Consider the following 23,576-nt stretch of genomic DNA (forward strand, 5'->3'; position numbering starts at 1 on the left):
AATCTCCCCGGCTTTGAGATGTGATATGTCTTCCTGGCGGAAATCCAAAGGGCTGGACGGCTGCACGGCTTGATAAGGTACACCGTCTATTTCGACTATTGCACTCCCTAATACGGGATGCTGCTCCCGGACAAAGAAGCAGGCCTGCTTGAACTTTTCAACATCAAGTTTGCCGCCGGTACGGAAGCATATGGGAACATTGTATGCACTCATGCCGGGTGACATCTTCTGCAGCATCCACAGCCCCTTCTGTCCCTCTGAAAGTGGTCTCCGGGAAGATTGATTGCTGAGTTCCCTGAGTTTCTCCTGTGCCTCAGCTATGGTCAGCTTACCCTCTCTATATTCAATGAGAATGCTTTCCTTTGTCATCTTGGACCTCCTTATTATACGAGTTCTTTCGCTTCCTCTAGTGACAATGTACCAAGCTTGAACTCTTCCAGAATCTGCATTATATCCTTATCTGAATATTCTTTTCCGGTTACTCCGGTTCTGTCCGGAGCGTTTCCGTTTTCTGCGCCTTTCAGCCTTTCTGTAATATACCCTGCCAGGGATTTAACCGTAGTATGCTTGATAATTTCCCTTCCCGTAACTTGTACATGATATGTTTCTTCAATACTGCGTATAAGCTTCATGGCTGTAATTGAGTTCACACCGTAATCGTGTATATTCCTGTCCACCTTGATTTTGCTCCGGTCAACCTTTAGCTCCAGGGCTAAAAACCGGGTAATATAGTCCTTAACATTGCTGTCAGCATCCCCTGCTGCTTCAGCCTGAATTTCCCATTTATTCTCTACTGGTGCCGGGGCGGTATCATTTCTGCCGTATTCACCCGTACTTCCGGTAATCCAGCAGCGTTCCCTGGCAAAAGGATAGGTAGGAAGCGGTATTTTGCGAACACTATTTCCTTCATGCAGCTGCTGCCATGGAACTTTCCCACCCTTGACCCAGTAAAGTGCAAGCTCTTTTAGATTGGTCTCCTTCAACAGCTTCGATACAGTGTTATCATCTGACCCACCGTCTGGCGCATTTTCAAAAATCCTGTATTCCCTCTCCGTATCCCCTGTAAAACATACAACTGGAGATTGTGTTTCCACATCTTTTCCATTCTGATTCAGGTATGTCTTCATTCCGTCTATCAATTCTTTCTGTGTATTCACCACCAGAGCTAGCCGGAATTCCATCTCTTCCCTTCCTGTCTGGAGGGTATACGCCAAGTCCGCCAGTAACAACTCCGGCCTTTTCTCTACATATTCCAGCATTTGTCTGACAACTGCCTGCAGCCTGTCGGTATTCCTCGCCGAAAAGACAACAATTTGTGTATGAGTCACAGGACTTGTCTTTTCTTCAACATGTTCAGGAATGAACTCTTCTACGATTAAATGGGTATTTGAACCTCCCGCGCCAAAAGAGCTTATTACAGCCCGGCGGGGATATTCCTGCTCTTCTCCGCCCCTTTTTATCCTGGGACGTTTCCATTCCTGGACACTATGTGTCAGATAGAAGGGCGTTCTATCGAAATTTATATTAGGATTCAATGAATTTATCTTTATGGCTGGTACCAGTTTCTTATGCTGCATCTGTAAAATCACCTTGGTCAGCTGCGATATGCCTGATGCCGCCTCTGCGTGACCAATATTCGATTTCACTGTTCCTATTGCACAGAACCCGGTTTCTTCCGTAAACTTTCTGAAAGCCTTAGTCAATGCTGCAACTTCAATAGGATCGCCCAATGCAGACCCTGCAGCAGCCGCTTCAACGTAACTGACCGTACGCGGATCAATTTCCGACTTTTTGAAATTATCTTCAATTAACTGCGCCTGGGCATTCAGATTTGGAACCGAGTATCCGTTGCTGCGCCCGCCGTGATTAACTGCCGTGGACTTGATTACTGCAAGTATGGGATCCTTGTCCTTTAGCGCTTCGGAGAGCGGCTTAAGCAGGACAGCTCCTACCCCTTCAGCAGGAATATACCCGTCTCCGTCCCCAAAACTTCGGCTGCCGTCATGACTGCCTATCAGTTGAAGCCGGCTTAAACCAAGGTATTTTTTAGGATGGATGGAAAGATTGACACCGCCTGCAATTGCCAACTTGCAGTCCCCTTTGTGCAGGCTTTCACAAGCCATATGGATAGCTGTTGCCGACGATGAACAAGCAGTATCTACAGCAATACTGGGCCCATTAAGGTTGAAGTAGTAAGAAACCCTGTTGGCTATGGAACTGTACGAAGCCAGGGAAACCACGGATTCCCTGTCAATATCCGAGTCAAGGGCCTGGTATTGTTGATACATGGCACCGGCATAAACTCCGACTCTACCCTCATATATGCTCCTTATGGCTTCACGGGTATATCCCGCGCTTTCCAGCAGGTTCCAGACACATTCAAGGAATAGGCGCTCCTGTGGATCCGTAACTTCAGCCTCCCGGGGTGACATGTTGAAAAACAGGGGATCAAATTCGTCCACTCCGTCTATGAAGCCTCCCCATTTGCAGTATGTTCTCCCGGACCTGTTTCTGTCTTCATCAAAGTATGTACTGGTATCCCACCTGTCCTCCGGTACTTCTGTTATACAATCCATGCCTGTCTTTAAATTATTCCAGAATTCTTCCAGCGTATTTGCCTTCGGATAACGCCCACTAACGGCGATAATCGCTATATCTTCCTGTGAAGCTTGTAATCTTTGACTTTCCTTTACACCTTCTGACAACGGTTTAATAAATCTCAAACCGGAGAATTCTCCATACTCTTTTTTGAGTAACCCACTGGATAATTCATCTTCGCATGAAGAACCCTCTTCCGGTTCCCTGCCTCTTAAACCCAGCAAACTTATCAGTGAATCTTTCCGGGTTTTTACAAAATGTCCTGCAACGGCTTCTATAGTCTGGAATTCAAAAAACAATGTATTATTTATATCCTCCAATACCTCACCCAGCTTATTGGACAACTGGACTCCGATAATGGAATCGATACCATACTTTTCAAAAGCCTCATATTGCTTGATTCTATTCACCGGCAGCTTCAATACTTCACTAACAGTCTTCTTAAGGTACTCTACAAATCCAGCCTTCAGGAAATCATCAGCAGCCTCTTCAAAGCATTCTCCCGGACAGTCTCCCTTTAACTTCTGCTTTCCTGACTCATTTACACTTATACCCTTCTGTTGCGAAATTCCATTTAGCTGCTGGCGGCGCTTAATTTCGCCGTTTTCATCTATAACAAACAATTCCCTGCTATCCATCCCTTCTATAGTCAGGGATTTTGTCGTTTTCATAAAGGCAATCTGGTCTACATATCCGGCAAGTAGTATCTCCAGAGCATTCATTGCCTCCGGAGGCTCAATAAGGCCTACACCTATTTCAGCCAGTCTGCGGTATGTCTGAACCATCTGCGGTTCTGTGCCGGAAATACATTTATCTTTAGACTTCCAATACCCCCAGTTCATTACTTTGACCGTACATGGCCACTCTCTGGATAACCATCCTGCAAACGCATCCTTAAACACACATCCGGATGCGTAGTCACTTTGTCCTGGTGCTTTGGCAAATGACATTATAGAAGAAAAAAACAGCACAAAATCCAGCGCCTCTTTATTAAATACCTGAGCTATCCTTACACTTACGGCTACCTTTGCCATGAATGATGCTTTAAACTCCTCTTCACCCATAACCGCAAGCTTCTGTCCAGATAATACCATTGCCGAATGTATTACTCCGTTAACTCTTGGGTATGACCTTTTAATCTCTTCATAGGCATGCATCATCGACTCTTTACTTGCAGCATCGGCGGCAATATATACCGGAGCAGGCCCAAATGCCGCCAACCGATCGATTTTTGCCTGTATAGCCCCGTCTTTTTCCCTCCTGCCGATCCAGATTATCTGTGCCTTATAAGCGCAGATCATGTATTCGCTCCATTCCTCTCCGATCCCGCCTGCACCGCCGATTATCACATATACTCCGCCTTCTTTGTACATCCTTTTGACCGGCCGGGCAGCTTGGACAGGTATTAGCTGCTGTCTGTACCAGTTCTTGTTCCTGCAGCCCCAGGCACGCCCCTGACGATCCGGAGGCAAGGCAAATATGTCGCTGACAGGCAGATCACTTCCGGCTTCCGTATCAACAAGCCTCATCATCCAGCCCGGATACTCCTTGGACAAGGAACCTACCAATCCGTGAATACCGGAATGAGTAGGATTTATCGAATCAGTATCCAGAATGGGTTGTGCTTGAATAGTGATAACTGTCCATCCCAGCTTCTTTTCTCCATAACCCAGACGGAGCACTGCTTTAACTATTCTGAAAAGCTGCATTACTCCCCTGTCCTGTTCATCAATTATTCTGTCTTCATCCAGCGATTTTACTTCACTGTATGGAGAAATCCATACAATATGGTTTATCTCTTCGCAGGCTTTAAGTTTATGTAAAATAGTATCAGTACTGTCTTCTGTCTCAATATCCAATTCACATATCTGTTTATAAAAACCCCTGATCGCATCACGTTCCCTGTCAGTTCCTCCGATTACCAGAACCTGTTCCGTCAATAAAGGAAATGGCTCTTCCTTTTTAAGGGGAAATCTGTCCCATACGGGAAGCATCATGACATTTCCAACAGGAACAGTATTTAAATCAGTACTTGTATTTTGCTTCCGGGAATTTACAGGTTGAATTTCTCCCTCCAGCCTTTTCGGTGAAATTCCCCTTATCTCTGCACAGACTTTTCCTGCGCTATCACATATATCAATATCAAATTTCCTTTTACCTGTTTCTTTTTCACTGCTGTCACCGTATCTGATGTAAGCCCACATTTCATCCGTAAATCTTTCGTATACTTTCAGCTCCTGTAAGGTAAAGGGCAATTCAGGCTGTGGGAGTGGCTGGATACCTTCACTGACCTCCATTGTCAGACCTATAGTTGCTTGGAGGGCTGAGTCTGCAAGGCTCGGATGGAATAAGAAGTGGTTTCCGGTATGTGATACTGAAGAAGGTAAGGACAACTTTGCCAGTACCTGATCATTTCCTAAATAAATATTTTCTATTCCCCTGTGTCCGGCACCGTAATCCAGCCCCATTGATTTGTAGGCCTTATAGCACTGTTCCGCTGGAATACTGCTTCTATTGCATTTTTCCTTTAATTCCCTGAGATTCACATAACGTGCTTCCCCAATTTCGTTAAGAACAGCAAACCCTTGATTGTATATTATCTCCCCGGCTCCATCTTTACTTTCCCCATTAAAGATTTTATAGGCGATTTCACCGTTATTTCTAGGATAAAGCCCGATATCTATGTTTACCGGCCCCTCGCCTACTGTGACTGGTCTGATCCAGACAACATCCTTAAGGAAAAATCCTTTTCCGTGTCCTTCAATCAACCTTCCTGCGGCCTGTAATACAGCCGCTCCCGCCATCTCAAGGCATGCGACACCGGGCAGGACACTTACCCCTTTTACAATATGGTCTGTCAGGAAGAATTCATTACCTGAAAATACTGAGCTGAACTTTTGTTCCAGCAAATCCGAAGTATTCTGGTGCAGCAATGGATGAATAGTCTTAAGAGCAGATGAAGGTAAAGAGGTGCTTATTTCCGTCGTGTTTTCAGCTGCGGGTACCCAGTGCCTCTCCCTCTCAAAAGGATATGCAGGCAGACTGATACGATGGGGTTTGTCTTTGCTGTAAAGAATATCCCAATTCACTTGTAAACCTTTGACCCAGAGACTGATTAGCATATCGTACTTCCGCTGTACTGTCCATTTTTCAATAACCTCCTTCAGATCTTCATTTGCAGTGAATACCGCAATAGTCTCGTTATTGTGCTGTACCTGCCCCAAATAAACCTCTTCATTACTGTCATTGGTATCTATAAAGGAATTCAGCTTCCGCTCAACCTCACCGAAGGATGCTGCGGTAAAGGCCAAACGTTCCTCCATCTCCTCGCGCCCCACCTGAAGAGTGAAGGCAAAATCAGCCAGGCTGCTGTCCTGTATTTTCTCTTCCCGTATGAAAGACAGCAGACGTTTTGCCTGCTCCAGAAGCTGAGATCTATTCCTCGCGGACAGCACAATCACTGCGGGGTTGCTTGTCTTAGCTGCAGTCTGGGTTGTGCCGGAAGCCTCCGGTATGTATTCTTCTATGACAACGTGTGCATTGGAGCCCCCTGCGCCAAAGGATGAAATGCCTGCAATCCTTGGGAACTCCCGCTTTTCCCCATTAACTTCCACCACAGGACGGTTCCACTCGGAAAGCTCACTTTGTACGACAAACGGTGTGTTCGAAAAGTCTATGTTCGGATTCAGTACTTCAGCATGCAGTGAAGGTACTAACTGCCGGTGTTTAAGCTGCAACAGGACTTTTGTCACCCCTGCAATGCCGGCTGCACTCTCACAGTGCCCTATATTGGATTTTGCCGACCCTATGGCGCAAAACCGGTTTTCTTTGGTATATTCCCTGAAAGCCTTTGTCAAACCGGTGATTTCTATAGGATCTCCCAGGGATGTACCTGTCCCGTGGGCCTCAATATAGCTTATTGTACGCGGGTTTATGCCTGCCTTCCTGAAAGCCTGGGCTATGACACCTGCCTGTGCGTTAGGATTAGGAACTGTAAATCCGTTTGTTTTTCCTCCATGGTTAACGGATGTGCCTTTGATTACTCCGTAAATATGATCCCTGTCTGAAATAGCCTTCCAAAGAGGTTTTAGCAGAACGGCTCCGACTCCTTCGCCGGGAACATATCCGTCCCCCCCCTGTCCAAAGCTTTCACACCGTCCCTTGCTTGATACAAAATTGCTTTGTGAGAGCAGCAGATATTTATTTGGGTGAATTGAGATATTAACGCCCCCTGCAATGGCTACCTCGCATTCGCCATTGGCAATACCCCGGCATGCCAGATGTATAGCTGTAAGAGAAGACGAACACATGGTGTCTACGGCCATGCTCGGCCCGTTAAAGTTGCACCAATAAGACACACGGTTTGCTATAGCAGCAGGATTCCCCGGAACGGCAAGCGTCCCGCCCTGTGCCTGTGACTGTATACCAAAGAACTGGTATTCCTCATTCATTACTCCTACGTATACCCCTACATTTCCCCCCATTCCGGACCCGGAATGCGACCCAAATGTCTTCCGTGTATACCCGGCATCCTCCATGGTCTCATAGACACACTCGAGGAACAGCCTTTCCTGTGGATCCATTTTTTCAACTTCCCGTGGGGAGATATTGAAGAACAGCGAATCAAAGAGGTCTACTCCCTCAAGGAATCCTCCCCATTTGCTGTAAGTTTTTCCGGGTCTGTTCCTGTCCTTGTCAAAGTATAGCTCGTGATTCCACCGGTTTTTTGGTATTTCAACAATACTGTCCCTGCCATCCCGCAAATTTGTCCAAAATTCCTTGAGGTTCCGTGCGCCGGGATACCTTCCTGAAATTCCGATTACAGCAATGTCCAATGCTCCACTTTCTTCCTTTTCTCTTCTTCCCTCTCCACTCGCCTTGCCGGTCATCAGCCTGAGTTTCCTTGAATCCGGTTTTGGCAGAGTGTCTCCCAAACCCTGATATTCGGGCTTCTCCGTCAGTACAGCCTTATCTTCAATTCCCAGTATCTTAACGAGTTGTCCCCTGTAGTTCTTGACAAAATACTCCGTAAGCGACTTGATGCTATAGTATTCAAAAAACAATGTTTTTGAGAGTGAACCGAATATTTTTTCAAGATGTTTGGTAAGATTAATTACCATCAGCGAATCTATTCCGTATTTCTCCATTGGTGCATCTGCTTCCATCTGACTGACGGGAAGCTTGATGGCGGATGATATCAATTTCATAAAGTAGCCGACGGATTTTTCCATCACGGAATCCTGTGATAATTCCGGTAAAACTTTATTGTCTTCAACCTTTTCATAGGAAACTACAGCACCAGCTTTTGCTTCTACATATTTTTTATCTTCTTCATATGTACGGCTTTCAGGTGATTCAATCAAATCTCCTGAATTCCCCACCACTCTTGTGGAAAAGCCTTTCATGCGTACACATACTCTTCCTGCTTCATCATACATATCAATATCATATTTTCTGATTCCGTCACCCGTACCATTACTGCCATAAAGCTTTACCAGTGCCCACATTTCCCGCGAACATCCGCCGTATATTTCTATTTCCTGCATGGCAAACGGCAGGATTAGCTCAATGGAGTTGTTGATTCCTTCAGATTGCGGCCTGATATAAAAGCTTATTACCGACTGCAGGGCAGAGTCCAACAGTGACGGGTGAAGCACAAAGTTCCCCAGCGTGCCCGAAACAGAAGGTGGCAAGGATAACTTAACAAGCACCTGATTCTGACATCCGTCTTCAGAACCGGCATAAATCGTTTCAACTCCCTTGTGTCCCGGACCATACTCTATTCCCATTTGCCTGAAAATCTCATAAAACCTGTCCGATGATGCAAGTATTTGACTAAACCTGTTTTTTATTTCCTGAATATCACAGGCTGCTGTTTCTTCAGCCTTATGGCATATTGCACTGCCCTGGCAGTAGACTATCCGCTCCGCGTCCGCCGCCTCAGGCTTGCTGCATATCTCAAAGGAAATCTGTCCTTCCTGGTCAGGCATAAGCCCGATATATACCCTTAACGCTCCTTTTCCTGCAATAACCGGCTTTGCCCAAACAATATCCTGCAAGGATATGATTGCTCCCTTCTCTCCGGCTGACTGCTCTATTGCCGCCCGCACCATTTCAAGACAGGCAGCTCCGGGTAAGACCTTTTGGCCCTTCACCATATGTTCGGACAGGAAAAATTCCCTCCCGCTGAAGGCAGAACTGAACCGCTGCTCATAGAAGCTTGATGTATTGCTGTGCAACAGCGGATGCAGACAGTGGTCCGTTTCTTTTCCTGCAGCGCTGCTGTCCGGATGAACAGCTTTAAACCCGGCTTTCCAGTAGCGATCCTTTCTAAAAGGATACACTGGAAGGCTGATGCATCCCGGTCTGTCTTCACCGTAAAGCTGCTCCCAGTCAACATCCAGACCGTTAACCCACCGCTCTGCAAGTTTATCCAGTTTTCGCTCCTGCAGCCACGTTTGCAGCAATACTCCTATGTCTTCATCTGCTTCAAGGAAGCTTATACCGTTCTTTTCCCTCTTAAGCTGTGATACCAGCACTTCCTTCTGCTTGTTGCCGTTAATGAATCCCTGAAGGCTATTTCGCAGTTCACTTTTTGTGCAAGTCAAAAACGCCAAGCGGTAATCCATTGCTTCACGCCCAACCTGTAAGGTGTATGCCAGCTTTGTCATATTAAGGCCTTCATAGGATTCTACAAAATCCAGGATACTTTCTGCATAAGCTTTCAGCCGTTCCATACTTTTTGCAGACAGCACAAATAATACAGGGCCAGCGGGATTTTCCGGATCTGCCTCAGCTTGCCCGATATACTCTTCAATAACTGTATGGGCATTTGTTCCGCTTATTCCCGTAGTGCTGACCGTTCCCAATCTGGCACGACCAACTCTGGAGTTCCATGGTTTATTTTCTTTACATATATTAAACGGACTATCAGCAAAATTTATCAATTCACTGCAGGCTTCATAATTATGCGTAGACGGAATAGTATTATTTTTCATTGCCATCAGCATTACTATCAGGCCAACTACCCCGGAAGCAGCAAAGGTATGACCTATCAATGGTTTTATAGAGCCGATAATACTACGCTGTTTATTGTCTGAGTAAGTCCCGAAGGCTTTTTTCAATGCCTGGATTTCAATAGAGTCTCCAAGCTTTGACCCTATGCTGTGAGACAAGACATAGTCGATATCAGCCGGGTTTATATTATACTTTTTATATATTTTTCTGACCAAATCTTCCTGGCTGAAAGGGTTTGGAGCAGTTATACCATTTGTTCTCCCGTCATAATTCACACCGCTGGCCTTAATGCAGCCGTAAATTTGATCCTTGTCACGTATGGCTTTTGACAGCGGCTTAAGTAAAATGGCAGCAACCGCTTCACCAGGAACCATCCCGTTTGCGCGCCGGTCAAACACATAGCATTTCCCATCTGAAGAAAGCATGTCGGCTTTACTGAAACCTGCATACAACATTGGTGAAAGCAGCAGGCTTATACCACCTGCCAGAGCCATTTCACATTCTTCCTGGTGCAAAGCCTGGCATGCCTGATGAACAGCTACAAGTCCCGAGGAGCATGCAGCCGTCAATGCCATATTAGGCCCTTTCAAATCCAGGTAATATGAAATCCGCGCAGATAGTGTTGCATTCTGGTTGCTGTTTATCCTGCCATCTTGATCGTTGAATGATCCGTACTGGCTCTCCTCGACGCCGACATAAACCCCGCATGACATTCCTCTAATACGTTTGCCCATATATCCCGCATCCTCAAAAGCGTGCCATGCTTCCTGCAAAAACAGCCTCTGCTGAGGGTCCATAAGTTCCGCCTCTTTTGGGGAAATCTCAAAGAACAGGGGATCAAATCTGTCAACATCTGAGAGAAAGGCCCCCCATTTGGAATTGGTTTTCTCTTCATCCTGCCGGTGATCTCCGTAATACTCACGCCAGTCCCAGCGATTTTCCGGGATTTCTGTAATGCAGCTTTTTCCATCCCTTACATTGTTCCATAACTGTGCTGCCGTATCGGCACCCGGAAAACGACCGCTCATTCCTATTACTGCTATTGGTTCATAAGTGTTTCCCAGGTCATTTACAGGTGGATATTCATTTGTTTTCAGAACCTTAGTATCACTTGCTTTCAGGATAGCCGGATTTATTTCCTCGCTGTTTTTTTCAATGGAATGCTCTTTATAAAACCCTGCAACTGCTGCATTGTGTTCCTTCAAAAAGAATTGAACCAGCTTTTCTATTGTAGGACAACCAAAAAAAACCGCAGGAGTAATTTCTATTCCATAATAATCTGTAAGCTTGATAGCAAATTCCAAAAGGCTTATGGAGTCAAACCCAAAATCTGCGAAGTTTGTTTGCTTACCCAGCTTTTCCTTTTGCAATTTAAGCAATCCGGCAATAATCCCTTTTATATCATCTTCAAGGCACTGTTCCAAAGCCTTGCTGCCATGTCCGGCATGTATTCTTATGTCCTGGCAAGCAAGAACGGTATAAGAAGGTATTCCGGGTTTTTCCCCGGTTATACCCAAGAAGCGTTTCACTCTGGAGGGTTGTCCCACCAGAACCAGATGCTGTGCCTTACTTTCGGTCAGTAAGGATTCAAATATATCCAACCCCTCTGAAGCCTCAAGAAAATTCTGTCCACTGGATTTGAGATACATTTTTGTATTTTCTTCATCTCCCACGCTCATTCCGCCATCTCTCCAAAGAGGCCAGTTGATTACGACCGTTTTACCATGGCGCTGTCCTCCGCTATGTAAATGGTTGCGGTATTCCCCATAGGCCATTTGGAACCGGTTGCCCACAGCATAATCGCATGAACCGAAATCCCCCAGCATTGCTGAAGATGATGAAAAATAACAGACAAAATCCAATTTTTCATCCAGGAGCAGTTCATCCAACGCAAGCGTACCTTTGATTTTTGGCTCCAATATCTTCTGGAAGCTCAGGATTTCCTTTTCCAATACACTTTTTCCCGCTTCTACTCCTGCAGCATGTATTACCCCATGGAGCTTTCCGTATCTTTCTTCCGCCAGTTTCAGCCCTTTTCCCATTCCATTCAAATCACATACATCTGCCTGTATGTATAAAGCTTTACTGCCCAAGCCTTCCAGGTGATTGATTTTAGATTGGATTTTTTCACTCATAGGAGACCGGCCTGTCAGAATAAGATTTGCCGACTGTGTTTTTGCAAGATACTCAGCAAAGAGGAATCCGAGTCCTCCACATCCGCCGGTAATGAGATAGGTTCCTCCTTTTCTCAATATCCTGCCGCCTTTATTTATCTCTGTCTGCTTCATGCGATATTCAAACCGTTTTTCATTTTTATAAAGGACACTTTGTGGGCTCCCTGCCTCAAGCTCTCTCCACAGCAACTTCATCCATTCCTTTATGGATGTTTCAATACTTCTGCCGCAGTAATCCATATATACCGATGCAACTTTTACATTGGGCAAAACAAGTCCTAATGAACGCTCAAACCCGATCCATGATTCAAGGTAGCAGCGTTCCAGCCAATTGTCGAAATGCGCGGCCAATAACAGTCTTGCCGGCTTCAATTTGGAAGCCGTAATGGCCTGCAATATATATACAATGCATGAATAATCCCATATGCAGTCCTTATCCTCCTGTGCCCACAGGTATAGCATTGCATCCACATTATCATAGTCTTTCTTTATGCTGTTAAAAGCCATTTCATATGTATCACGGCTGCTTTTTGAAATGACGTACTGCTGCCGTGATACCCGTTTATACTCTGGACCCTGTGAAATAAATACAAGTTCAACACTTTTATCGATATCCCTAACCATATCAGCAATTTCCTGCCGTTTTTTGCAATCCGTGCTGAAAACTGCAAGAGTTTTTATATCAACTTTATTTAGTTCATGCAGTGCCTGCTCCTCCCATGTTTCCTCAAATGTCATCAATTCATAGGGCTCCTGCACTTTTTCTTCCGGGACGACTTGTATTTTTTCGTCCTGTTTCCCCATGTCAAGGCAGGCTGATTCATTAAATACATGCTGTCTTTTTATATTACCTTCAGGTATCCAGTAGCGCTCCCTTGCAAAGGGATATGTAGGCAGGCTGACACGTTCAGGCTTGTTTTCACCGTAAAGCAAGTTCCAGTCCAGAGCATAACCTTTGACCCACAATTGAGCTACTTTCTCAAGGCTACCTTCAACAATCCATTCATCGGCAAGTTTCCGGGTTTCCGGATCTTCATTTATGGCTTCTATAGTATCCTTGTTGTTTTTTATCTGCCCCTGCCAACAGCCTTCAATAGGTTCCATGTTTTCCGCAAAGGCAGTCAGTTTGTTTATCAGTTCCTGATCATCACGGACGATAAATGCAACTCTTTCTTCCATGGCTTCTCGCCCTACCTGTAAAGTATAAGCCAGGTTTACTATATCTATATTCTGATTAATCAGGCATATATCAGGCTCTTCTTCCATATCGAACCCTTCACATAAAACATTATGAGCAGGTTTAAACGCAGCTCTGTTGTTATTTATGATATTGGCTACAAAGGAGTCTGTGGAGCCTACTTCATTTATATCCCTAATATTGATTTCCACCTTAAATTCTTCCTGAAGGCCTTCCAGTATTTTCACAATCTGAAACGGTTGGATGCCTAACTCGCCCCAATCCGATTCGCCTTCAAATGCTTCCTCTTCCATATGGAGTATCTGAGAAAGAATTTTAACAGTTCTGTTTTTCAGAGTTCTATGTAGTCCTTCTGTATTATCCCCTTTTATACTTGCCTGATTTTTAGCGGCATGTATCCCATTTAAAAATCTGATAAGTTTTTTAGCATATTCATTTAGCCGTTCTCTATTCCTGGCTGAAAGTGGTATGATTACGGGACCGTCTTTCTTAACCGTTACTGCTGCAGGGTATTTTACATACTCTTCCAGAAGCACATGCGCATTTGAGCCGGTAGCTCCGAAAGAGCTTATTCCTGATCGTCTCGGAAAGCTTATCTGCCGCCCGTCCTCCAAAACAACAGGCTGTTTCCATTCTTCCGTTTTTTTCTGTACATAAAACGGAGATTGTTCAAAGTCAATATAAGGATTTAGCTCCTCAGAATGAAGGGAGGTCACAAGAGTCCTGTGGTAAAGCTGAAGAACTGCCTTAATTATCCCGGTTATACCCGCAGCTGCCTCTGGATGTCCAATATTTGATTTTACCGAGCCAATGGAACAAAACTGCCGATCCCCTGTATAATGACTGAAAGCTTTAACCAATCCCTGCATCTCTATAGGGTCACCCAGTGATGTGCCTGTCCCGTGAGCTTCCACATAACTTATGGTTCTGGGATTGATTCCGGTTTTTTCAAAACATGAAACTATCATATCCGCCTGAGCGACAGGACTGGGAACCATAATCCCACTAACAGTTCCTCCATGGTTAATTGAACTTCCCTTTATAACTGCATAAATGTGATCCCTGTCCTGGATCGCTTTACTTAACGGCTTTAGCAGGATTGCACCAACACCTTCGCTTGAAACATATCCGTCGCCCCCCTTGCCAAAAGCCCTGCAATAACCCTCACTGGAATGTAATCCTCCCAACCCGTAAGATATATACTTATTTGGATGCAGCGACAGGTTCACTCCCCCCGCAAAAGCTGCTTCACACTCCCCGTGCCTGATACTTTCCAGAGCCATATGAACTGCCGTAAGAGAAGAAGAACACACGGTATCAATGACCATGCTTGGCCCGTGAAAATTGCAGAAATAGGAAACCCTGTTCGCTATTTGTGCATAATTGAGAGATAGTGGAAATACCTGCCCCCTGGATAGAGCTTCAGCTCCTACGAGACTGTAATCCTTATGCATGACTCCAGCAAATACCCCCACACGCCTTCTTTTATCCGGGCCCTTTGGAAAAACCAGTGTTTCCGGAGTATATCCCGCGTCCTCCATTGCTTCCCAACAGGTTTCAAGAAACAACCGCTCCTGAGGGTCCATCAGTTCTGCTTCCCTTGGCGAGATATGGAAGAACTGTGGGTCAAAACAGTCGTGGTCATCAATAAACCCTCCCCAGATAGATATACTCCTCCCTGTAGGGGATTTTATCCCCCCGTACTCTTTCCAGTTCCACCGGGATTCTGGGATTTCAGTTATACAGTCTTTCCCCTCAAGCAGGTTATTCCAAAACTCATTAAGGTCTCTTGCCATGGGATAGCGTCCCGCCATACCGATTACAGCAACATCCTCATGCAGTACAGGTTCTTTTCCGGCATATTCAGCCTGGGATACTGTTATTTCGGGCATGGATGCCTTCTCTTGCATATGGCTGTCCTGAGGCTGTATGACGGTTTTATCTTGACTTAGCTTTTCGGGATAGGTTTTTGACAGGTAATCTGCCAGTTCCGTAATTGTTGCATATTCAAACAGCAGCGTAGGTGAAAGCTGTATGGAAAGCATTTTTTCTATTACCTTCACTACCTCCAGCAGTTTTGGTGAATCCAGCCCCATCTCATAATAACCCATGTCTGATTCTATCTCATTCACAGGCATGAGCAGCAGCTCTGAAATTATTTGTTTTAAAAGCTTCTGAGCTGTCTTAACAGGTGAAGTACCAGCCGTACCGGTTTCCGTGCCATTCTGTCCACGCTGGAATACAGGCTTTTGAACCGCAAGTGTGCGGCTCTCCTTTCCGGGCATTGTATTTTCCTTCAAGTCAGGATTAATCAGCCCGGTCTCGCGTACGAGCTTGAATATTAGATTTTTAAGTTCTGCTATTTTTCTTCCGTTTTCATCATAAAACTCCATTGTTAAATAGGTAATATCCTTTTTCCGCTTCATGGATGAGGGTCTGATCAGAGTTATACAATGTTTTTGAAAAAGTGATGATGCACGGAATGATTCATAAAACAGAGGAAGAAACAACCTTTTTTCACCTTCTGAAAACAATCCTTCCGAACTGACTCCGCCGCCGTCAATCAGGGTCGGATGAAACATAAAATCAGAAGAGCTGGAAGCAGCGTTTGGTCCAATAGAAATGTCGGCCAGAAGCTCTGAACCCATATCATATACATTTCCTTCAGCTTTCATAAATCCGGTATGCACCAGATCGTGGCTCAAACACTGGCGGTAATACTTTTCCATGCTGGTTACTTTCCTTGCAGACTGCCGCATGGAATCCAAATCCAGTGTTTCATCAAACCGGACAGGCTCTCCTTCATGAATTTCAGCAGTAATATAAAGCTTTTTTACAAGGTCGGTATCTTCATTACGCTGTTCCTGGCCTTCCACTTTTACCTGCCAGTGCCCTTTTTTTATTTCAGTACATTGAACATCCAGGATAATGCTGAAATCTTTTCCAACCACCAGAGGATTATAGAAGGATAGGTTGCGGAGCTCAAGCCTCGTATAGTCGTAACCATACTCCCTGAAAAGCTGATATATCATATCGATGTAAGCCATGCCGGGCAATAGGTTCTGATTATATACCTTATGGTTTTTTATCATAGGATGGTCAAAATCCAAAACTATTTGATCTCGCATTTATACCTCCACTATTTTCTTCTTCCAGGCATTTATCTTTTTGTCAGATTTCTGATTTTCGTTAAAAGGTACATTGTTATGTACCGGATTACCCTGTTTTTCATAAGAAGTTATAAAATTATCACCTTCAATTGTCACTGATGAAGCAGCTATTCCCGTCGGGCGGATACTAGACCCTTTCCATTCCTGTAATGGTAGCGGCCGCCTCTTTATGTGGTACAAGCTTTGATTGTCCCAGGCCTCAACAATAACATGGGCATTGGTACCTCCGTCTGCAAAGCAATTAACCGCTGCTACTTTGGAACTATTCGGCCACTTGATATGCTTCTTGTAAAAGCAGAATGGTGATGACTTGAAATCATAATGTGGCATCGGCTGATCACCTGATAAAAAGGGGGCCAATTCCCCGTAATGCAGCATTAACACAACTTTTATAAAACTCGCAATGCCTTCGGCAGATAAGGGATGCCCGATATTAGGCTTTATGCATCCTATTCCCAGCGGAGACCTGCCCGGCGAATTATATATAGCCTGAATCACTTTAAGCTCCAGTAAGTCTGTTACCTCCGAGCCGGATCCGTTTGCTTCGATATAGCTTATTTCCTCCGGCTTTTTGCCGCTTTTAGCCAGGGCAGATTGCAGAACTGCTTTTTGCGCCTGGATATTTGGCGCTGCCGGACCTGCAGTCCTCCCGTCATTATTTATGGCCAACCCCTTTATAACTGCATAGATACGGTCGCCATCCTCTAGAGCTCTGTTCAGAGTTTTCAGCAGGACCACTCCGGCTCCCTCACCAAGTACCACTCCATTAGCGCGTTTATCGAATACATGGTAGTATGGCTCCCTGCTTAAAATTCCCCTCTTTTTGAATATCCTGAATGCCCTGTCGGTATTTAAAAGGCTTACCCCTCCGACAATTGCACACTCGGTCTCTCCCAGGAGCAAACCCTGGATTGCCATGTTCATCCCGGTCAAAGCAGAGGAACATGCCGTATCCACGACAACACTTGGCCCTCTCAAGTCAAAAAAGTGCGAGATGTTTGCAGCAAGATAGTTTTGCCCGACAGCTACAATAGGATTCCTGGTCCTGCCGAAACTTATTTCATCAGGCCAATGCTGGCTTCTTGCACCTATATAAACCCCTATGGATTTTCCTTTGATCTCATTAGGCCCATAGCCTGCATGATGCCAAGCCTTAAAGCTTTCTTCGAGCATTATTAAGGCTTGAGGATCCATAGCCCTTACATCCTCTTCGGAAATAAGAAAGGATTTCGGATCGAAATACAAATTGTAATCAATCAATGCTGCAAAACAATCAGCGGCATACCCCCATCTTTCGTCAGGCACACTGCTTATAGCAGACCGTCCTTCCGAAAGCAGGTTCCAGTATTCGTCCAGATTTTCTGCACCTGGAAAACGGCATGATAACCCGATAACTGCAATGTCCTGAGTACCTGGTTCCCTTCTGATTCGGGAATTTTCACCATCAGTTGCCTGAGCTTCAGGAAAAACCTGCTCAATTGTTGTTGAATTCCGAGTATTTGAATCGTGGCTCTCTTGTCCGGGTATTTCCAATGCTTTGGATATTTCTGCAGCATAAGTATTCTCAAGCCATGCGGAAAGAGCGGTGATATTGGAGTATTCATACATTATGGAAGGGTCCAGGCTGTCTGCTGCAAGTTTGCTTATTGTGTTAGTCAGCTGCGCCATTAGGATGGAATCAATTCCATAATCCTGGAAGGTCCTATCCATATCCAGCTTTTCAGGAGGTAGCTTTAACTCATTTGAGAACACTTCTGCAAGCCATCTTTGAATTGTCTGTAAAAGCGTACCCGAACTTTTAGCAGGACCTTTTTCAACTCTTCCGGCAGCCATACCGGGTTTCTGCATATTCCCCTCAATTCTGCGCTGCATCAGACAGTGTGGCTTCCATAAATCCGGATTGACCACCGCCGGCAGTACCACTGCACTTGTGTTTGCGGACAGAATCCAATCCAGAAGCTGTAAACCTTCAGTGTCCGTATGGCTCAGCAGGCCGGTCTGCAGATATGCACGGTTTTTTACCTCGCCAAAACCGGTCTCTTTCCAACTGGGCCATTGGATACTGATGACAGGATACGAATTTACTTTTGCTTCTGCAAAATAGTCCATGTATGCATTTCCCATGGCATAATCACTCTGTCCCGTAGCTAAAGTCGGAATAATGGCCGATACGGATGAAAACAGGACAAAAAACTTTAAAGGCCTGTCCGAAAATACTTCGTATAACTTGTCCAATCCATAAACCTTGGGCTCAAGGACTCTTTCCACACTTGTTACGGACTTGCGGATAAAAGCAGGGTTTTCCGCATCGGTGATACCTGCGCAGTGTATAACCCCTCCGATTTTGCCCATTGTATTTTCAACTTCTGTCAAAACATCACGCAATGCATTTCCGTCCGTCAGTGAAACTGAAACCGTATGCACCTGTGCCCCCAGCATTTCCAAATCCTCTATGGCCTTGATTTTTTGTGCAATGGAGGTATTTTGGCGCTTTAAGGAACTCCATTGCTCTTTCGGAGGAATACTCTCCCGTCCGGTCAACACCAACCGTTTAACGCCATAGTTCGTGACAAAGTGCTTTGCGCATAAGTGGCCCAATCCTCTTGTCCCGCCGGTAATCCACAGGACATGTCCTTCAGGAAACTTCAATGCTTCATGTTTTTTGATGCTTTCATCTGTTTCCTTGAGAAAAGCCCTGTAACGTTTTCCATCCCTGTAGCAAACCTCGGACTCCTCGCAATCCATAAGGAACTCGCATGCTATCTGCTCTGCAAGAGCCTTATCCCCAATTTCCAAATCCGAATCCATATGACGTGATGACAAATGCCCGTATTCACTTTGGAGCATGCGGTATAATCCCGCATTAACCGCTCCGGTCAAGTCTACCCTATTATTCCGGTACGATTCCAAGCCATTGCTTACACATAACAGCATCATTCCATCCTTATGACCGTATTCAATTAATTTCTGATGCCATTCTATCCATACAGACAAGCCGGTTTTCACACTTCCACAGCCTGTCAAATCAATACAGCCGTCGTATTCTTTCCATACGGCTTCCGGCTGTCCTATCTGAGATTCCAGTTCTGCTATGTTAAAAATTCTGCTGCTGCTGAAGTATTGAGAAAGCTGGCTTGCCAGTCCCTCAGTTTCACTTTTTGTCAATATTGCAACAGTTTTATAAAAGTTCTTCGTCGGAGCTGCTGTACACAATTCCCAATTCTTCTCAAGCAGGCATAATTTTCTCTTCGCTTGATGACCTTCTTCTACTTGCAGTCCGGATATTTCAGCTTCGCACCGCATAGCACTGCCGGGTATCCAATAGCGCTCACCTGCAAAGGGATATGTAGGCAGACTTACACGCATCGGCCGCTTATCGCCATAGAGTTTGTTCCAATCTATAGCCAGTCCCTTTACCCAGAATTCCAGAAGCCTCCAATATTTCCCCTTTTGTATCCACTTATCGATTGCCTCTTTCAGTTCCTCATCAACTGTAAAAACCGACATAGCTTCTTTACTGCTCTTAATCTGCCCGCAGCAGATATCTGTAGCATTACCCCGCCCGCTCAGGAAATCACCAAGTTTTCTTTCAAGATCCCCGACAGAGTCAACAATCATCGCCAGGCGTTCCTCCATGGCTTCACGCCCTACCTGAAGCGTGTATGCTACACTAACCAGCTCGGAATCAGAGAACTGCTTTTGCCGTACAGCAGCCAATAGCCTCCTGGCCTGTTCGTGAAGCTGTTCGCTGCTTCTTGCAGACAAGAGGATAATTACAGGATGCTGCTGTATGTCACCGACCCAGTTGTTTCTGTCCGGTTCCTGAATGTACTCTTCAACCAGAATGTGACCATTGGAGCCACCTGCTCCAAAAGACGAGATGCCCGCGATCCTGGGACATTCCCTCAATTGTCCGTTATTCATGGCTACAGGCCGCTTCCACTCCGCAAGTTCCTGTTGAACTTTAAAAGGAGTATCAATAAAGTCAATGTTGGGATTCAGCACCTTGGAGTGCAACGAGGGAATCAACTGCCCGTACTTCATCTGGAGAAGTACCTTTGTCAAACCTGCAATACCTGCAGCACTTTCGCAGTGCCCGATATTTGACTTAACTGATCCAATGGAACAAAACTGATTTTCCGGTGTTCCGGTTCTAAAGGCTTTTGTCAAGCCCTCTACCTCTATGGGATCACCCAACGCCGTTCCCGTACCGTGAGCTTCTATATATCCTACATCCCTGGGGTTTACCCGGGCCTTGTTTAAAACATTTCTGATGAGGTCAGCTTGAGCTTTCGGGTTTGGAACAGTATACCCGTTTGCCCTTCCTCCATGGCTCACTCCACTGCCTCGGATAACCCCGTAAATATGGTCGCCGTCTTTGACCGCCTGTGAAAGAGGTTTTAATATAACCGCTCCTACACCTTCACCGGGTACATACCCGTCACCGCCTTCACCAAAGCTTCTGCATTTCCCGTCGCTGGATGCAAATTTACGCTGATTCAGATAAACATACTTTACAGGATGCATGGAAAGGCTGACGCCTCCGGCAACGGCAACTGCACATTCGTTTCTCTTCAGGCTTTCACAAGCAAGATGAATTGCGGTTAAAGAAGAGGAGCAAGCTGAATCTACAGACATACTTGGCCCTGAAAAATTGAAAAAGTAAGAAACCCTGTTCGGTATTGACCATAAAGCCGAACTGGGACTGATCAGATTTCCTTTCAGAGCTTCAGTCACCCCGAATATCTGGTACTCGCTCCACATAGCTCCCACAAAAACTCCTACAGGCGCGTTTTCCCATCCCGAAACAGACCCCAGCCCCTGGCCTGCATAACCGGCATCCTCTATGGCTTCCCATACTGTCTGCAAAAAAAGCCTCTCCTGAGGGTCCATCAATTCCGCTTCTCTTGGCGTAATATTGAAAAATAAAGGATCGAATTTATCAAAATCTTTTATAAAGCCGCCCCATTGGGCATAGCTTGATTTGTTCATGCTGCTTTCTATTCCAAACTGCTGCCAGTAGTCCAGACGTTCCTCCGGTATTCCGGTAATACAATCGCGTCCTGATTTTATGTTTTCCCAGAGCTCCGAGATATTGTCCGCCATGGGATACCGGCCGCTAATGCCTATAATGGCGATTGCTGTCGTATCATACTTATCTTCCTGTATTGAAACGGATTTTTTATATGTTCGTACGGCAGTCTGTTCCTGATTTGAGCAGGAAATGTACGACTCAGGTTCTTTCTGATTTGAATCAATATCTATGGCACAAATTTTTTCATTGTTGCAGTTCTCCATCAGATAATCAGCTAGTTCCGATATAGTCTGACAATCAAAAAACACTGTAGACGGTATTTTCCCGAATTTCTTTTTAATTTGTGCATTAAGTTTTTTGATACTTAGAGAATCCAACCCGTAGTTCCATATCATTTCTGTTTCATCCAAAGCTTTGTAAGACACTCCAAGTTCTTCAGCCAATAACTCTTTCAGGCAGCTCACAACCTGCTGCTTGGTTCTGCTCTCCTGACTCTGAAAAGTAGTATTTGTCCCGGCATCAGCCTTTATATGCGGTTCTGTCTCATTATGGTGCTTGAGCCAATAACTTTGACGCAGGAAAGGATAAGTAGGCAGTGAAATTCTCATACGCTTGCTGTCCTTATATAGCTGCCGCCACTCAATCACTGCTCCCCTTACCCAGTGTGCGGCCAACTCTGCCAAAGAAGCTTCTTTCATCTGTTCAGCACTGACAGCAACCCGTACTTTTGACGCAGCCGTACCTCTGAACACCTCAATCTCGGTATTCTCAGACTTTAAATACCGGTCTATTTTTGCTGACAAGTCTTCCGGTGAGTATGCAATAAAAGCTATCCGCTCCTTCATTGCTTCACGCCCAATCTGCAGGGTGTATTCCATATCCTGCAAGTTTATCCCGGTGTGGTCTGTATTTTCTTTAATATAACTAGATAGTCTCTGCAAATATTCATCCAGTACCTCCGGCTGTTCTGCTGATAGAATTATCAAGCTTTCCTCCCGTTTCACATAATCAGCAGCAGAAGTATTTGAAAAAACCTGCGGGGCAATGTATTCCTCCAATATCAGGTGTACATTGGTGCCACCTGCCCCGAAGCAACTTATTCCCGCCCTTCGCGGGGTATTCCCGGCTTTTCTTCCTCTCTTCAATTGCGGCTGCTTCCAATCCCTCAACTCCCTCTGTAAACTGAATGGGCTTGTTTCCAAAAACAAATCTTCAGGAACAGGGTCGCAAAATCTGGACGGTAACAATTTCCGGTGCTGGAGCTGGAGCAAAACCTTGATAATCTGGGCAATGCCTGAGGCTGCCTCAAGGTGCCCGATATTCGGCTTCAAAGTTCCAAGAGTGCAGAATTGTTTATCACCAGTAAACTGCCGGAAGGCTTTGCTCAGTCCTGCCAGTTCTGTTATGTCCACCATTTCCGAACCAAACGCAGACATTTCAATATAGCTTATAGTCCTGGGGTCAATCCCACTCTTCTTATACGCATCGCACAACAGCCTGCATTGAGCTTCCGAATCAGGTGTCCGGAAAAACATTCCGCTGCCGTTATGATTGGTATGACTTCCCCTAATCACTGCATAAATTTTATCTCCATCATTTACGGCTTTTTGCAGCGGCTTCAAAAGCAAAGACCCAACTCCCTCTCCGGGAAGATACCCTTCAGACCCTGGCTGAAAGCAGGATTTTTTTGGCCCTGAAGCCAATAAGTTTTCATGGGATAAATAATCAAATTTCCTCAGGTGGGTATTCAGATTAATCCCACCTGCCACAGCCATATCACACTCATCCGAAAGTAAACTCCGGCAAGCCATGTGAACTGCTACGGCTGAAGATGAGCAGGCAGTGTCTACAGCAATACTTGGGCCTTTAAAGTTCATTATGAATGAAGTACGGTTGGCTATTGCCCACATCAGCGAGCCCGGCCCGCCGTATTTATTTTGCATGTAACTGTATGTATGGCTGTGAAGCGAATATTCATGCCACATGGCACCAACAAATAAACCGACCCTGCCAGCCGATTCTTTCCGGTGATTGCCGTAGCCGGCATCTTCCATAGCCGTCCAGACAGACTCCAGGAACAAGCGCTGCTGAGGATCCATTTCCGCTGCTTCTTTTGGAGAAATCCTAAACAGTCCGGGATCAAATTTATCTATATCCTTTATAAAACCTCCCCATTTTTTTATACTTGGATCGGAAGGTCCGGTATTTTCACCAAAAATTCCATGCCATCTTTCTTCAGGTATACCTTCAATGCAATTTCTGCCTTCGCATAAATTCATCCAGAACTGTTTTCTAGTCTCTGCTTGCGGAAACCGCCCATGAATACCTATAATAGCGATATCAACTTTGGATTTTGAAAACACTTTTGACATCTGAATCCTCCA

3 protein-coding genes are annotated in these 23,576 nt (G+C 45.3%); all 3 read right to left on the reverse strand.

All coding sequences use genetic code 11. The annotated features are described in order from the left end of the window. Positions 1 to 369: condensation domain-containing protein (locus tag N3I35_00455; GenBank protein ID MCX8128557.1), on the reverse strand; the 369-nt coding region annotated here is incomplete at its 3' end. 14 nt (positions 370 to 383) lie between these two features. Continuing rightward, positions 384 to 16,115: an SDR family NAD(P)-dependent oxidoreductase gene (locus tag N3I35_00460; protein MCX8128558.1), complete on the reverse strand. Its 15,732-nt coding sequence runs from the start codon at positions 16,113 to 16,115 to the stop codon at positions 384 to 386. Further along, on the reverse strand, positions 16,116 to 23,564 hold the full coding sequence (locus N3I35_00465; GenBank protein ID MCX8128559.1) for a KR domain-containing protein: 7,449 nt from the start codon (positions 23,562 to 23,564) through the stop codon (positions 16,116 to 16,118). Positions 23,565 to 23,576 lie beyond the last annotated feature (12 nt).

Source organism: Clostridia bacterium (genome assembly GCA_026414765.1).
Taxonomy (GTDB): Bacteria; Bacillota; Clostridia; order Acetivibrionales; family DSM-27016; genus SKW86.

Coding starts and splice junctions, on each gene's coding strand:
- N3I35_00460 (MCX8128558.1), bottom strand. CDS start 16,115: ATGCGAGATCAAATAGTTTTGGATTTTGACCATCCTATGATAAAAAAC.
- N3I35_00465 (MCX8128559.1), bottom strand. CDS start 23,564: ATGTCAAAAGTGTTTTCAAAATCCAAAGTTGATATCGCTATTATAGGT.